This window comes from Algibacter pacificus, from assembly GCF_008033385.1.
Lineage (GTDB): Bacteria > Bacteroidota > Bacteroidia > Flavobacteriales > Flavobacteriaceae > Algibacter > Algibacter pacificus.
Window position 1 is genome coordinate 20046 of the sequence record NZ_VOGY01000015.1, and the last position, 14918, is coordinate 34963.

At 32.9% G+C, this 14918-nt stretch carries 11 protein-coding genes and 1 tRNA gene; 5 read left to right on the plus strand and 7 right to left on the minus strand.

The annotated features are described in order from the left end of the window. Positions 1 to 111 precede the first annotated feature (111 nt). The 5 genes from FQU21_RS16020 (at position 112) to FQU21_RS16040 (ending at position 3497) form a co-directional block, all read left to right on the plus strand. Positions 112 to 813: a MotA/TolQ/ExbB proton channel family protein gene (locus tag FQU21_RS16020; RefSeq protein ID WP_147679022.1), complete on the plus strand. Its 702-nt coding sequence runs from the start codon at positions 112 to 114 to the stop codon at positions 811 to 813. 1 nt (position 814) lies between these two features. After that, positions 815 to 1207, plus strand: coding sequence for an ExbD/TolR family protein (locus FQU21_RS16025; RefSeq protein WP_147679023.1), 393 nt, complete (start codon positions 815 to 817; stop codon positions 1205 to 1207). Between the two features lie 36 nt (positions 1208 to 1243). Continuing rightward, positions 1244 to 2137, plus strand: a complete 894-nt coding sequence (locus tag FQU21_RS16030; protein ID WP_147679024.1) for an energy transducer TonB — start codon at positions 1244 to 1246, stop codon at positions 2135 to 2137. A gap of 3 nt (positions 2138 to 2140) precedes the next feature. Beyond that, entirely contained in the window at positions 2141 to 3358 is a 1218-nt protein-coding gene (locus FQU21_RS16035; protein WP_147679025.1) for a bifunctional folylpolyglutamate synthase/dihydrofolate synthase, read from the plus strand. Between the two features lie 64 nt (positions 3359 to 3422). Continuing rightward, positions 3423 to 3497 (plus strand) — tRNA-Val (locus tag FQU21_RS16040). 307 nt (positions 3498 to 3804) lie between these two features. On the opposite strand, the gene FQU21_RS16045 is transcribed toward FQU21_RS16040, so the two are convergent. The 7 genes from FQU21_RS16045 to FQU21_RS16075 form a co-directional block, all read right to left on the minus strand. Continuing rightward, a complete protein-coding gene (locus FQU21_RS16045) occupies positions 3805 to 5316 on the minus strand; it encodes an aminotransferase class V-fold PLP-dependent enzyme (RefSeq protein WP_147679026.1) in 1512 nt (503 codons plus the stop codon). Positions 5317 to 5385: 69 nt separating this feature from the next. Then, positions 5386 to 7359 (minus strand): protein-disulfide reductase DsbD family protein, encoded by a 1974-nt coding sequence (locus FQU21_RS16050; protein WP_147679027.1) that lies wholly within the window; start codon positions 7357 to 7359, stop codon positions 5386 to 5388. Positions 7360 to 7384: 25 nt separating this feature from the next. Then, complete coding sequence (locus FQU21_RS16055) at positions 7385 to 7831, minus strand: protein-disulfide reductase DsbD domain-containing protein (protein ID WP_147679028.1); 447 nt, start codon at positions 7829 to 7831, stop codon at positions 7385 to 7387. A 130-nt stretch (positions 7832 to 7961) separates the two neighbouring features. Further along, positions 7962 to 10760, minus strand: coding sequence for a M16 family metallopeptidase (locus tag FQU21_RS16060; protein WP_147679029.1), 2799 nt, complete (start codon positions 10758 to 10760; stop codon positions 7962 to 7964). Positions 10761 to 10837: 77 nt separating this feature from the next. After that, positions 10838 to 12217: a TlpA family protein disulfide reductase gene (locus FQU21_RS16065; protein ID WP_147679030.1), complete on the minus strand. Its 1380-nt coding sequence runs from the start codon at positions 12215 to 12217 to the stop codon at positions 10838 to 10840. Positions 12218 to 12596: 379 nt separating this feature from the next. Next, a complete protein-coding gene (locus tag FQU21_RS17845; RefSeq protein WP_147679031.1) occupies positions 12597 to 13838 on the minus strand; it encodes a redoxin domain-containing protein in 1242 nt (413 codons plus the stop codon). A gap of 10 nt (positions 13839 to 13848) precedes the next feature. Beyond that, positions 13849 to 14901, minus strand: coding sequence for a DUF4465 domain-containing protein (locus tag FQU21_RS16075; RefSeq protein WP_147679032.1), 1053 nt, complete (start codon positions 14899 to 14901; stop codon positions 13849 to 13851). Positions 14902 to 14918: the final 17 nt, after the last annotated feature.

A 14918-nucleotide genomic window follows, 5' to 3' on the forward strand; every position in this document is an offset into this window, starting at 1 on the left:
GATAAAAAAACAACTATTAACAACCTTTATATTTTATTTTAAATAGATATGGAGGTTGTTATAATTTAATACGAATATAAACGTTATAGAATTGCAATAAATTAAGATTATATGCTAAGTATATTATTACAAAATGCACAAGAAAGTGCAGAGGGAGTAACAGAAGGAGAGCCAGTAGAAAAAACACTCTCCATAATAGAGTTAATTAGTAGTGGCGGTTTTGCAGGACAAATTATTATTGCCATACTATTTTTGTTGTTGGCTGCTGCTGTTTATATATATTTTGAACGTTTGTTTACCATTAAAGCAGCATCGGAAGTCGATGCAAATTTTATGAATCAAATAAAAGATTATGTTAGCGATGGTAAAATAGAATCGGCACAAACACTTTGCAGTCAAGTAAATTCCCCAGTATCAAGATTAATAGGAAAAGGAATCTCTAGGATAGGAAAACCTTTGGCAGATATTAATACGGCCATTGAAAATGCAGGACGTTTAGAAATTTACAGACTTGAAAAAAACGTGAGTGTTTTAGCAACTATCTCGGGTGCGGCTCCAATGATTGGGTTTTTAGGAACCGTTGTCGGGATGATTTTAGCTATTTTTGAATTAGCAAACGCAGGTGGAAGTATCCAAATGGATGTGCTAGCTAGCGGTCTTTACACAGCCATGACCACTACAGTAGCTGGATTAATTGTTGGTATTGTTGCTTATGTTACATACAATCATTTAGTAGTCCGCACTGATAAAGTAGTGTATCAGATGGAAGCAACTTCGCTAGAGTTTTTAGACCATTTAAACGAACCTTCTTAATATGAATTTTAGAGGAAGAAATAAAGTATCACCAGAATTCAATATGTCGTCTATGACAGATATTGTATTTCTGTTACTTATCTTTTTTATGATTGCTTCTACTTTGGTAACAACAAATGCTATTGATATTATATTACCAAAAGCAAGTGGAAAAACTGAAAACAAGAAGTCGATAGCCGTTAGTATCAAAAAAGATTTAACCTATTATATCGATCAAAAACGAGTAGGTGAAAGTGTGCTAGAGAATGAGTTGATGGCAGCATTGTCTAAAAAAGAAGAGCCAACTATTGTATTAAGAGCCGAAAAATCGGTTCCTGTAGAAAATGTAGTAAAGGTTATGGATATTGCGAATAGAAATCGATTCAAAGTCATTTTAGCAGTTCAGCCTAATTAATAACAATCACTTCAATATTTAAGCCTTAGGCTTGTTATGAAATACTTCGAAACCAAATACGAAAAAGATTCGGCAAAGATAACCGCTTTAATTATGGTTATCCTTTTGTTGTTGTTATTTGTGGTTGGTCCACCTTATATGGATCCTCCCGAAGAATATGGTGTGGCAGTAAATTTTGGAACTACAGATTTTGGAAAGGGAAATGTACAACCTAAAGCGCCAATAAAATCGGAACCACAGGAAGTGGAAGAGATTCCACAGCCAGTAGAAGAAACCGTGACAGAGCAAGTAGAGGCTGCGAAACCAACAGAAACCAAAGAAGAAGTTTTAACAGCCGATAATGCGGAAGCAATTGCCATAAAAAAACAAAAAGCAGCTGAAGAGGCTAAAGCGAAAGCCGAAGCAAAAGCTAAAGCGGATGCAAGAGCCAAGGCTGATGCCAAAGCCAAAGCGGAAGCTGAAAAATTAGCAAAAGAAAAACGCGAACAGGAGGAGAAGAAAAAGAAATTAGATGCTTTAATAGGAGGTGTTAGTAAGTCTGAAGGCACAGCGTCTGGAGGAGAAGGCAATGATAATAAAGCCGGAGATAAAGGGCAGTTAGATGGCGATCCTTATGCTCCAAGTTATTTTGGAGGTCAAGGTTCTGGTAGTGGCGGTGTAGGTTATGGACTTAATGGTCGTGGTCGAGCTACTTTTAATGCTATTAAGCAAGATTGTAACGAATCGGGTATGGTAATTGTTAAAATTGTTGTGAACCAAAGCGGTAATGTTATTGAAGCAGAACCAGGAGTAAAAGGAACCACAAATACATCACCATGTTTGTTAGAGCCAGCAAAAAAAATAGCGCTGTCGCATAAATGGCCAGCAGATTCTAAAGCACCAGTAAAACAGATTGGCTTTGTTAAAGTAAACTTCAAATTGGGGCAATAAAACATGACATATAGCGATACTTTAGATTGGATGTTTTCTCAACTACCAATGTATCAAAGAGAAGGTAAATCGGCTTATAAAGTCGATTTAAGTAACACGGTTTTACTTATAAATCATTTAAATAATCCTCATAAACATTTTAAAACTATTCATGTTGCGGGAACCAACGGCAAAGGGTCTTCTAGCCACATGTTAGCTTCTGTTTTACAAGAAGCAGGGTATAAAGTAGGTTTGTATACGTCGCCACATTTAAAAGATTTTAGAGAGCGTATTAAAATTAATGGCGAAGAAATTAGTGAGTCGTTTGTAAAGCATTTTATTGAAGCAAATAAAGTATTTTTTAAAACGAATCAATTATCCTTTTTTGAAATGACTGTTGGTATGGCATTCGAATATTTTTCTCTGGAAAAAGTAGATATCGCGGTTATAGAAGTAGGGTTAGGTGGGCGATTAGATTCTACAAATATTATTACTCCTGAAGTTTCAGTAATTACCAATATAGGTTTAGATCATACGCAGTTTTTAGGGCATACGCTAGAAGCCGTAGCTTTTGAAAAAGGCGGTATTATAAAGCCGAATATTCCTGTTGTAATTGGAGAAACTCAAGAGGAAACTAAACCAGTCTTTATAGATTTAGCGGTTAAGAATAGTTCTAAAATTATTTTTGCAGATCAACAGGTGTTAAGCGACTATGAATCGGATTTAAAAGGGGATTATCAAGTAAAAAATATTCAAACTGTAGTTACTGCCATTAAAGAGCTTCAGCTTCAGCATTATAATATTTCAGAAAAAAATATAAAAGAAGGATTATTAAACGTTGTTAAAAACACGGGATTACTTGGGCGCTGGCAAGTTTTGAATCAAAACCCAAAAGTGGTTTGCGATACGGGACATAATAGAGAAGGGTTACAGTACGTAATGAAACAGCTTTCTAATGAAGTTTATAGCAACCTTCATATCGTTTTTGGAGTTGTAAATGATAAAGATTTATCGTCGATAATAGATTTATTGCCTGTAAATGCAACATATTATTTCTGCAAACCCAATATTTCTAGAGGATTAAATGCTGAAGAATTAAAAACTATTTTTAATGAGAATAACTTAGAAGGTGAAGCTTATAATTCTGTAAATGAAGCGTATAAAATGGCTTTAGAAAAAGCAACTGATGAAGATTTTATTTTTATAGGAGGTAGTACCTTTGTTGTAGCAGAAATAATTTAAATTTTTTCAAAAAAACTCTTTGAAAAGTCAAAAAGTAGTGTATCTTTGCACCTCCTAATAATTAGGGCGCGTAGCTCAGTTGGTTCAGAGCACTTGGTTTACACCCAAGGGGTCAGGGGTTCGAATCCCTTCGCGCCCACATAAAAATCCTGATAAGAAATTATCAGGATTTTTTATTTCTTATAAGTTTTTATTACACCTCTTTGGGATTATTCGGGATCAATCCAGATTGTTGTGTTTACGCAAAATTGTTGTTAATCTATAGAGGAAGAATTCTATATGTTTAACCTCTCTAAATTGACTTCTTAAGCCTTTGATTTTAGGATTATTCTAAGGATTTAGCAGAGTTAAAAATATTTCTAAGATTTTGAGCCAAGTTAAAAGCTGTTTTGATTTCTTGATATTACTTGAATGTTATTTGACTTCTTTCATATTGATTTTTAGGTTTAAAAACTAAACCAGCTTTTTGTTATTTCTTTTTCAATAACCAGACTTCCTTTATGAATAAATTCATTTTTAAAAGCATCGTATTGATAGTCTTTGCTCCATTCTGAGTAGTTTTTTGCTACTAGTTTTATAGCATCACAAATAAAGTTTATTTCCTCATTTGTCATGGTTGGGTGAATAGACATACGTATCCAGCCTGGGCGATCAATTAAACACCCCTCTAAAATCTTTTTTTCAATAGATTTTGATGTTGATTGATTCACATTTAGTAAATAATGTCCGTAAGTTCCAGCACAACTACAACCACCACGAGTTTGTACTCCAAATCTATCATTTAAAAGTTTCACTACTAAATTATAGTGAACGTTATCAATATAAAATGAAAATACTCCCAAGCGGTTTTTGTGGTTAGGTGCTAAAATTTTAAGGTTGGGTATTTTCGTGAGTTTTTCAAAAATGATGCTATTCAATTCATGCTCTCTTTCTAAAATATTTTGCACACCCATTTCCTCTTTTAGCTGTATAGAAAGCGCAATTTTTATAGCTTGTAAAAATCCTGGAGTACCACCATCTTCTCGGGTTTCAATATCGTCAATATAATCATGGTCTCCCCATGGGTTTGTATAAGACACTGTGCCACCACCAGGGTTATCTGGTACCAAATTTTTATATAATTTTTTATTGAAAATTAACACTCCTGAAGCTCCTGGTCCACCTAAAAATTTATGAGGAGAAAAGGTTACAGCATCTAAATATTCATCTTCATTCTCGGGGTGCATATCGATATCGATATAAGGAGCAGAACAAGCAAAATCTACAAAGCAAAGCCCATTGTTTTCATGCATTATCCTAGAGATATCGTAGTAATTGGTTCGTATGCCTGTAACGTTAGAGCATCCAGTTATGGCTGCTATTTTTATAGGACAATTTCTGTGTTTTTCAATGAGTTTTTTTAGGTTTTCAGTACAAGGTAATCCGTTGCTGTTTGAAGCAATAACCTCTACCTTGGCTATGGTTTCTAGCCATGATGTTTGATTAGAGTGGTGCTCCATATGAGACACAAAAATTACAGGTCTTTTTTCTTCAGGAATAGCCGTGTGATCTTTTAAATTCTCGTTGAGTTTGATACCTAAAATACGTTGGAATTTATTGATGGCTCCCGTCATTCCCGTTCCTACTGTGATAAGAACATCATCTTTTGATGCGTTTACATGTTTTTTAATGATGTTTCTTGCCTTATGGTAGGCTAGAGTCATGGTAGAACCTGTAATAGAGGTTTCTGTATGTGTATTAGCAACAAAGGGGCCTATTTCATTAAGGATTTTTTCCTCTATGGGGCGATACAATCTGCCACTTGCTGTCCAATCGGCATAAATGATTTTTTTTCTGCCGTAGGGCGATTCAAAAAATTGATTGTTGCCAACAGTATGATTTCTAAAAGGTGTAAAATAAGTTTCTAAATTGCTGTTATTTTGAACTTTAGAATCAGATTTTTTTGCTGTAACATTCATAATTAGATTTATTTTAAGAATAAAATAATATAGTTATTTAATAGTTACTGATGTAACCGTGAGTGTATTTTATTTGCCGCCTTGATTTTTAAAATTAGAGATTCCTTTTTCTAACCAAGCGTTGTATGTATCAACATCGGGTGTATAAGCAACGGGCTCTATAAGATTATCTTCATGATGATCCATCAAGACATACATGGGTTGTGTATTGGCTTTGTACTTAATGGTTTGTAATTCACTCCACTTTTGTCCAATATATTTAAGCTTTTTACCTGGTTTTAATTTAGACTCTACAACTTCATCGTCTTTTAATTTACGCTTATCATCTACGTATAAAGAAATAAGAATGACATTATTTTTAAGTTTTTCTAATACTTGAGGTTTTACCCAAACATTTTGTTCCATCTTTCTACAGTTAACACAGGCGTGTCCAGTAAAATCAATCATAACAGGTTTACCAACCTTTTTAGCATAAGCTAAGCCTTTATCATAATCGTTAAAAGCTAATATATCATGAGGCGGCATTATATGCGCTCCATCGGGTAAATTTTCGTGGTTGTTAGATGATGCGTTACCAGAGCCTAGTTTGGTATAACCAACACCATAAGGCGATTCGCTATAATGTTGTGGTGGAGGAAAAGCGCTTATTAAATTTAATGGAGCGCCCCATAAACCAGGAATCATATAAATGGTAAAAGCTAATGATAGTAACCCTAAGCTAAGTCTTCCTACCGAGATATGAGACAATGGCGAATCATGAGGTAGTTGTATTTTGCCAAATAAATACATGGCTAGAGTACCAAAAATGGCAATCCAAATAGCAATAAAAACTTCTCTTTCTAACCAATGTAGTTGTAAAACTAAATCGGCATTAGATAAAAATTTAAATGCTAAAGCAAGTTCTAAAAAGCCAAGCACTACTTTAACAGTATTTAGCCAACCACCAGATTTTGGTAAAGAATTTAACCATCCAGGAAAAGCAGCAAATAAAGCAAACGGTAATGCGATAGCTAAAGAAAACCCTAACATACCCACTATTGGCCCCGATTGACTGCCACCTGAGGCGGCTTCAACCAGTAAAGTACCAACAATAGGGCCAGTACAAGAAAACGATACTATAGCTAAGGCTAAGGCCATAAAGAAAATGCCTATTAACCCGCCTCTATCTGCTTGCGAGTCTACTTTGTTAGCCCAAGAATTAGGTAACATAATTTCAAAAGCTCCTAAAAAAGAAGTTGCAAATATTATTAACAAAATAAAGAATACTAAATTAAACCAAACATTGGTAGATAATGCATTTAAAGCATCGGCACCAAAAATTAAACTTACTAAGGTGCCTAAAAGTACGTATATAACAATAATAGATACGCCATAAATAATGGCATTTTTAATACCAGCAGCTTTGTTTTTACTTTGTTTGGTAAAGAAACTAACCGTCATAGGTATCATAGGGAATACGCAAGGTGTTAAAAGGGCGGCAAACCCAGAGAAAAAAGCTATGAAGAATATGCCCCATAATCCTTTTGATTCTTTTACGGGAGGCATTGATTCAGTGCTGCTTTCTATTGTTGTATTGGTGTTTTCTACACTGCTGCTAGTGTTGATGTTGAAAGTTAAGTCTACTTCTGTAGGAGGTAAACACCTAGCATCATCACATACCATAAATTCTACGAAAGCTTGAATGCTTTCTACAGGTTCTGATACTTTTATTTTTTGTTTAAAAGCGGCCTTATTTTCAAAAAACTTAATCACCATATCAAACACAGGGTCATTAACAGAGTGTCCTATTTCTTCTAAGGTGTTTCCTATTAAGGTGATTTTACTATTAGCATCATCAAACGTGAAAGTTGTAGCAATGGGGCCGCCTTCTGGTACGTTTTGTGAGTATAGATGCCAACCAGATTCAATTTGAGCTTCAGCAATTAAAATATATTCTGTATCAGATAGCTTCTCTACAGATGCATTCCATTTTACGGGATCTACTATTTGCGCATTACTAAATAGGGAAAAGCATAAAGAGAGTATAAAAACTATTTTTTTCATATAAAAAATTTAGTGCGAATAAAAATTATTTAATAGTAAAGGAGAGTTCTTTTTCAGTTGGAGGTAAACATCTAGCATCATCACATACCATAAATTCAACAGTAGAATTAACTTTAAATGGTATTTTTCCTTTTAATTTAATACGTTGTTTGAAGACGGCTTGTAGCTCAAAAAATTTGATTTCCATATCAAAAATTTTGTCATGAATGGTATGGCCTTTTTCTTCTTTGGTATTACCTTTTTTTAAGTAATAGCCATTGCTTTCAAAAGTAAAACTTGTAGCTATTGGACCACCTTCTGGTACTGTTTGCGAATATAAATGCCAATTTTCTTCAATAGTTGCTGTAGCAATTAATTCGTATTCTGAATCTGAAATTTTATTAACGCTTGTAGACCATTTTACAGGTTCTAAAATTTGGGAGAAACTATTAGCAGAGCATACCAAAGCTAACAATATTAGTAATTTTTTCATAATTGTTTAATTGTTTTAAAAAGGGTTATGTTTTACGATAACCCTTTTGATCCTCTTTCTTAGATTTAAAATAAATTTATTGACTGACTAACTCAAAAAATCACACCAAAACAAGTGTTTAAAAGAAAGATTATAAATTATTGTTAGGTTTAAATACTATTTCAAAAAACTTTCCTTGGTTTTGCAATTTTTTTGCTAGTACTTGGATGTCTTTAGTGGTTATGTTGTTTATAACGTCTTCAAAGTTTTTAGGATTGTTCATGTTGTACCCATCTCTATAAAACGTTGTTAATAAAGCCATATCGTAACCGTTATTGCTTTTAGATTGCTCTCTTGATTTTTTATAACTAGTAAGGGTTTTATCTAAATCTTCTTGTTTAATATTACCTGTAGCTATTTTAGATAATTCGTTATGAACAATATCAATAAGTTTTTCAGCTAACTCTGGGTTGCAATCAAAATTGACAGATAAATATGATAAAACTTTAGGTTCTTTGGTTAAAAACGCCCCAGCTCTTGGACTGTAAACCCCACCTTCTTCTTCACGTAATGTTTCTGTTAATCTTAATTGCATGATAGCACCTAAAGCTTTGGTTGCATAATTGTTTTTTACGCTGTAGTCATTAGCTATTTTAAATGCTATGTTAACATTGGTTTTAGGGTCTTCCATAGGAAGGAATATATCTTCATCTACATTGTTGCTTGCCCATGGTTGCGATACATCTTTAAAGGCTTCGGTATCTGTTGTTGTTGGTAAGCTTGCAATATATTTTGATAAAAGAGGCTCTAATTGTTCTGCTTTAACATCGCCTACAATAAAAAACTCAAAATCTGCAGGATTAGCAAATCGGTCTTTATACACAGATTTTATTTTGTTAAAAGAAATTTCATTTACATAATCTTGATTAAAAATTCTTTTTCTAGGATTGCTATTACCGTACAGGGTAGTTGTAATGCTGTCTTTCATTTGCTCACCAATATCCTTGCTTCTTTTAATTAAGTAATTAGATATGTTGCCTTGAAGCACTTGAAAAGCTTGTTCATCAAAACGAGGTTTAACAAAGTATAAGTGGGCTAGTTGCAGCATGGTTTCTACATCTTTAGTCGTAGAAGCTCCTTTAAGGTTTTCTGTGGTTTCTCCTATACTCGGTGTCATTGAAGCTGATTTTCCTGCTAAAATTTTTGGTAGTTCTGTTGCTGAAAATTCACCTAAACCAGACATTTGAATTAAGTTACCTGCTAGGTTAGCAGATGGTAAATCTTCATCTTTTATTAATGAATTACCACCATGACTTATAGCATTAAAGGCAACTGTGTTTTTTTGCTTGTTGGCAAATTTATAATGTATTTTAATGCCATTGCTTAAGGTATAAGTTGTAGAACCAATAGCTTCATTTTTTTCGATACTTACTATGCTTCCTTCCTTTATATCTAATCCTGAAATTAGAGTTTTACCTTCAAACTCTTCAGTATAAGGCGTAAGGTTAGGATTATTTTCAACCGCGTTGATAATTTTATAAGCTTGCTTTTCTGTTAAATTATTTTGTCCTTCTACACCTGTAACATTTAAAAATCTATTCTTTTCAGTATAAAGTCTTTTTATGGTGTTGTGTAAATCTTCTGGAGAAAATGTAGTAAATAGTTGTTTAGCTATTTCATATTCTTTTTCAATATCAGCTATGGTTTTGTTATTTAGGTAGTTGTCTTTGATGATGTTAATTAAGCTACCGTGTGTTTTATCATCTTTTTTAGCTATTTGAGTTTCATAATGGTTTGAAAATTTTTTAATAGTTCTATCAATTTCTGAAGATGTAAAACCAAATTTAACAGCTCTATAAACTTCTGTTAGCACTTCAGCGAAGGCTTCTTGTTGCGCTCCTAGTTTAGGGCTTATTGTCATGCTAAAAACATTATTAGCTTTGGATAATGAATTGTACCTTAAATTAGCACCTAAAAAATGAGCATCTGGTTTTTGAGCTACTTCGCTTATTCTTGCAGAGAGCATATTGGTTACCATGGATTCTAATAAAGCGTTCTTTAAATCTTTAACAGTTTCGTCATTTAAAGATTTTTTATGGCGAATACCAAAATTTATCATAGCGGTAGATATTTCTTTATCCATACCTAAGCTATATAGCATATCTTCGTTTTCTGGTATTTCAACAATAAAACGCTCTCTTGGATTTTCAACGGCTGGTATTTTAGAAAAAAGCGCTTTTATTTTGGCTTCAATAGTATTAACATCAAAATCACCTACTACAGCAATGGCTTGTAAGTCTGTTCTATACCAGTCGTGATAAAAATCTCTTAAAGCTTTGTATTCAAAATTCTCGACAATACTCATTAAGCCAATGGGTAATCTGTCGGCATATTTTGAATGGTTAAAAGTTATTGGTAGTGATGTTTGAAACAAGCGCATTTGTCCGTTTTGGCGTGTACGCCATTCTTCTTTAATTACGCCTCTTTCTGCATCAATTTCTTCATCAGTTAATAATAAATAGTTACACCAATCATGTAATACTAATAAACCTTGATCTATTAATTCTGGAGTCGTTGGAACATTATTAATGTTATAAACGGTTTCATCAAAACTTGTATAAGCATTTATATCTCTACCAAATACTAAACCTTTTTCTTGAAACGTATTAAGTATGCCTTTACCTTTAAAATTTTCGGTTCCATTAAAGGCCATGTGCTCTAAAAAGTGTGCCAATCCTTGTTGGTCATCATTTTCTAAAACAGAACCTACATTTTGAATTATATAATAACTAGCCGCGTTTTTTACAACATCTGTACTTTTTATATAGTATACTAGTCCGTTTGGTAACACGCCTTTTTTTATGGTTTTATCTACCGGTATTGGGGCAGATAAATTTTGGGCAAAAAGGTTTATGCTTAATAGTAGGCATAAAGCTGATAATTTTTTCATGTTTAGTTTTTTATATGTTTATTATAAGGTAGACGTAATAATTTTTATTTACCCCTATTAATAAAATGTTAATTTATTTAAATTTGAAGGGTGTTAAAAAGTTCTATCAGTTTTTCATCAGAAGGTCTAGGTGCATTATTATCAACAATGTTGCCCTTGGGGTCTAGAAGAATAAATTTTGGAATGCCTTTTATAATATAATCTTTTATAAAATCTGACTGAAAATTATTATCAGCTATTAATTGAATACCTCCAAGCGCTTCTTCTTTAATCATGTTTTTCCATTTTTTATGATTTTGGGGTTTATCTAGCGATATACTCACAAAATGAATGTTTTTGTTATGATATTTTTTTTCTATTTTCTTTAAAAATGGGGTTTCTTTTCTACAAGGGGCGCACCATGTAGCCCATACGTCTATATATACATATTTGCCTTTTAAATCTTCTAAAGAGGTGGTGTCTCCATTATAGTTTTCATAATTATAGAATTTTGGTGATGGATTTCCTGGTTCAACCTGTTTTAGTTTTTTATAGTACTCTTCAATTATTTTTAATTGTTCTTTATCAGTATTAGCTTTTTTAAACGCGTTATAATAATCATCTAAATGTTTTGTAATAGTGATAGCAAAAGTGGCACCTTTTTTCGATAAATTGTTTTTAATAGATTCGCTTGGAATTTTTGCATAAGTTATTAAAGCCGCAATATCTTTTGGTACAGATTCTGTTTCACTAAATTTTTCGGCTTCTTTGGTGTAGTGTTTTGCTACTAAATATTGATATGTTTTGTATAACCAATAATCTTTTTCATTATTATAATCGATATTTTTTAGAGAGGCTAAAAACTCATCAGAAACTTTAAAATCAGGATTTTTTGTATATATTTTATGAAATCTTTCATAATAGTTTAGGGCATACAAATAGTTATATTCAATGTCTTTTTCTTGAAAGGTTTTAAACTTAGAGGGTAATTCATCATTACTCGCAACTAAATTTGTTTTTAATGATTTTAATGCATCCATTTTTTTTGCAAAAGCAGATTCTTCTAAGAGGTAGAAGTTTTCATACCCTGTAAATTGTTTCACATGCTCGTCTGTATATTTTATAAAATTATTTTCAATAGATCCATTGCCACTCGTTGAAAATGTGCTATCAATATTTTCTGTGTTTGCAGTAATAGATAAATCGAAACCTTTATCTAAGTAGAGAGATATTTTTTTATTACTATATTTAAAATCGTAATAGCCTTGAACAAGATCTAGAGTGTCTAAAAAACTGCCATCTTCATTAATTTTTAAAGTATAGCTATATGTTTTTTTTAAGCTATTTGCAATCATAATGGCACCAGAATTAGCCCCATCAAGTTTTCCTTTTACGATGGCGTAATTTATTGTTGGCTTTTGCTTTTCGCAAGATATAAATGTGATTAGTGATAATAGGGCGTAAAAAATTTTTTTCATGGTAATAATTTTTATTTGTGTTTATTATATGTGCTTTTTAGAAAAGATAATCCAATCTCTTCAAGTAGTTTCTATGTATAATATTGGGTATTTGGGTTAATGATGGGTAAAAGGACGTGTTCTTGAAACTCTAAAAATTTCAATCAAACTCAAGTGTTAAGTACAAAATATTTTACAATTCATTTTATAATAATTCATAAACTGAGGTATACCTTATATTCCAATTTAAATTAGCCATTGGTATTGGTGGGGCTATAATTTCCTTCTAATTACTTTTTAGTTGGAATATTGATACGGATTATACGCTACACTTTTGTTACTAGTTTTTATTCGTATTAAAAGTTTAATGATTTAGAGTTTTAATTACATTAGGAATTTTTTATTTATCAAACTTATTTTCATAAAGCGCTATAAGCTTAGCATCCATCCATGAGCCACGCATATTTCTAGTTACAATATATCCAGATGGATCAATTAAGATGCACGTAGGGATACCTTGAAAATTGTACAGTTTATTTAATTCTCCGTTAAAGGCTTTCAAGTCTGAAACTTGTAACCAAGGCATTTTTTCTTCTTCAATTGCTTCTAGCCATTTTTCTTTATGCTCATCCATTGATATGCTTATAACTTCAAATCCTGAAGGATGAAAGGCTTTGTAAGCTTCTTTTAAGTGAGGAATGTCGGCACGACAAGGTCCGCACCAAGAGGCCCAAAATTCTAGCAAAACATATTTACCTTTGCCAACATGGTCTGACAGTTTAACCTGGTTTCCTTGGTGATCTTTAAAATTGAAATCAATAAATTTAGCTCCCTTAGCTGAAGCCATAACCCTTGTGGCCTCGGTTTTAAAGTTGGCAAAAGCTTGACTTTCTTTAATTTCTGAAGAAAAATTATTTATAATAGTTTCAATTTCATTAAAATTAAATTTATTCAACCTGTTTTTTGCTACGGCAAGACCAACATAGTTATTCTTGTTTTTTGAAATAAATGTGATAATGTTTTCCTTGGCTTTTGCAGCGGAAGCATCAATCTCTTGAATTATACTAATCCCTTCGCTTATGGGGCCTTTTACTGCACCATCTTTAGGGTTTAAATAAGCAATGTATTTGTCCCTAAAAAGATTTGAGCGCTTTTGGTCTAAAATATTTTGGGTGTTTTTAAAATCCATAAACTGATCATGTGATTTAGAACCAGATACGTTTACCGTTTTATAGGCCAAAGGGTTTTTATATAATTCGGAATAGCTATTTGGTAATAAATTTAGGTCTGCCTGTAATGAAATGTTTGAATTTTCTAAAAACAGTTGAAAACTTGGTTGATATGGAGGTCTGCTATTTTTCTTTTTTTTGTTTCTTAAAAAAGTAAGCGTGTATAAGGAAGGGGTTTCAACCCTTCCTTTAAACACAAATTTTCCTTGCTGAGTTTTTACACTGTCTAAAGGAGATTGTGCCCCCTTGAGACTGAGCTGTACCCAGATATCCTTACTTAAGTTTTTTAATTCTCCATTAATCACAAAAGAGTCTTTGGTGGAGGCTACTGCTTCTGCGGTGGTTATTTGTGCAGACCATAGCAGGTTAAAAAAAACTAAAGCTGTTATATTTATTAATTTGATTAATTGCATAATTATGACTTTAATTTGTTAAACGAATACCATCCAAACAAAATGTAGGATCATAAACCATTGATCCAGATCCATCTGTATAAGAGGATGATATTCTAAATAATACTTTATCTACTTCTCCTAAGGAAGTTAAATCAACTTTGGTCCAATCATTTAAAATGAAATCGTACTCAGGATGTTCTGGATCTGTATTAGGTAAAGCTGCTAAATAAAAATCAACATCTCCCGTAAGTGTTTCATTTAAATAGCCTTCTATTTTAAGCTTTATATAGCCCGTTGATAGCGCATTATATGCTGTAATGGAATCGTTTATTGCTTCAGCTTCAGTGCCACCAGCGTTTCGTGTAGCTTCGGCAGCCGTAGCACCAGCCTCTCTTTTGGCTAATTCAGCATGACTACTTAGTCGAACTGCATTTGATCCATTAGGCGCAGGTAAGGTAAAGCGACCATAACGACTTGCTGAGGTATTAGGGTTTTGAATATTTCTCACCTTGGCGCCATCAATAGTGTAGGATTGTGTTTCTGTGTCAAATGTGCCAGAATAAATAGAACCGTAGGAAGCTAGTAAATAGTTATAGGTAGTATTTGCTACCAGTATATGTTCAACGGTTGCAGGAGCGCTTAGTGTAAAGTAAGCATCCTCTCCATCTGCACGTCCTACCAAATAATTTTCAGTTCTATTGGGTCTAACGGTTGTTACACTAAAGGCTGTAGAATCAATTGAAGCCTGCTTTTCAGCTGGTGTAATTCCTCCTGCTGGGGCAAAATCTGGACTTAAGTTCCATGGATAAGAACGCCAGTTTTTATTAGAGAGTGCAAATCCACTATAAGACCCACTACCACCAGCTGAAACATTTACGGTGATTACACCCGATTCATCATCTCCAGTTGTAAAGGGAGTGTTAGGAATGTTATAAGTAAATCTATCTAATTCAAGCTCATTAAAAGTAATATCATTAGGATAAGGAACTTTTAATTCTATACTATCATCTGCGCAAGAATATAAGCCAAGTAAGCATGTTAAAATAGCTGCAATTTGTATATGTTTTTGTATGAATTTCATATTCGTTTTGGTTTAAA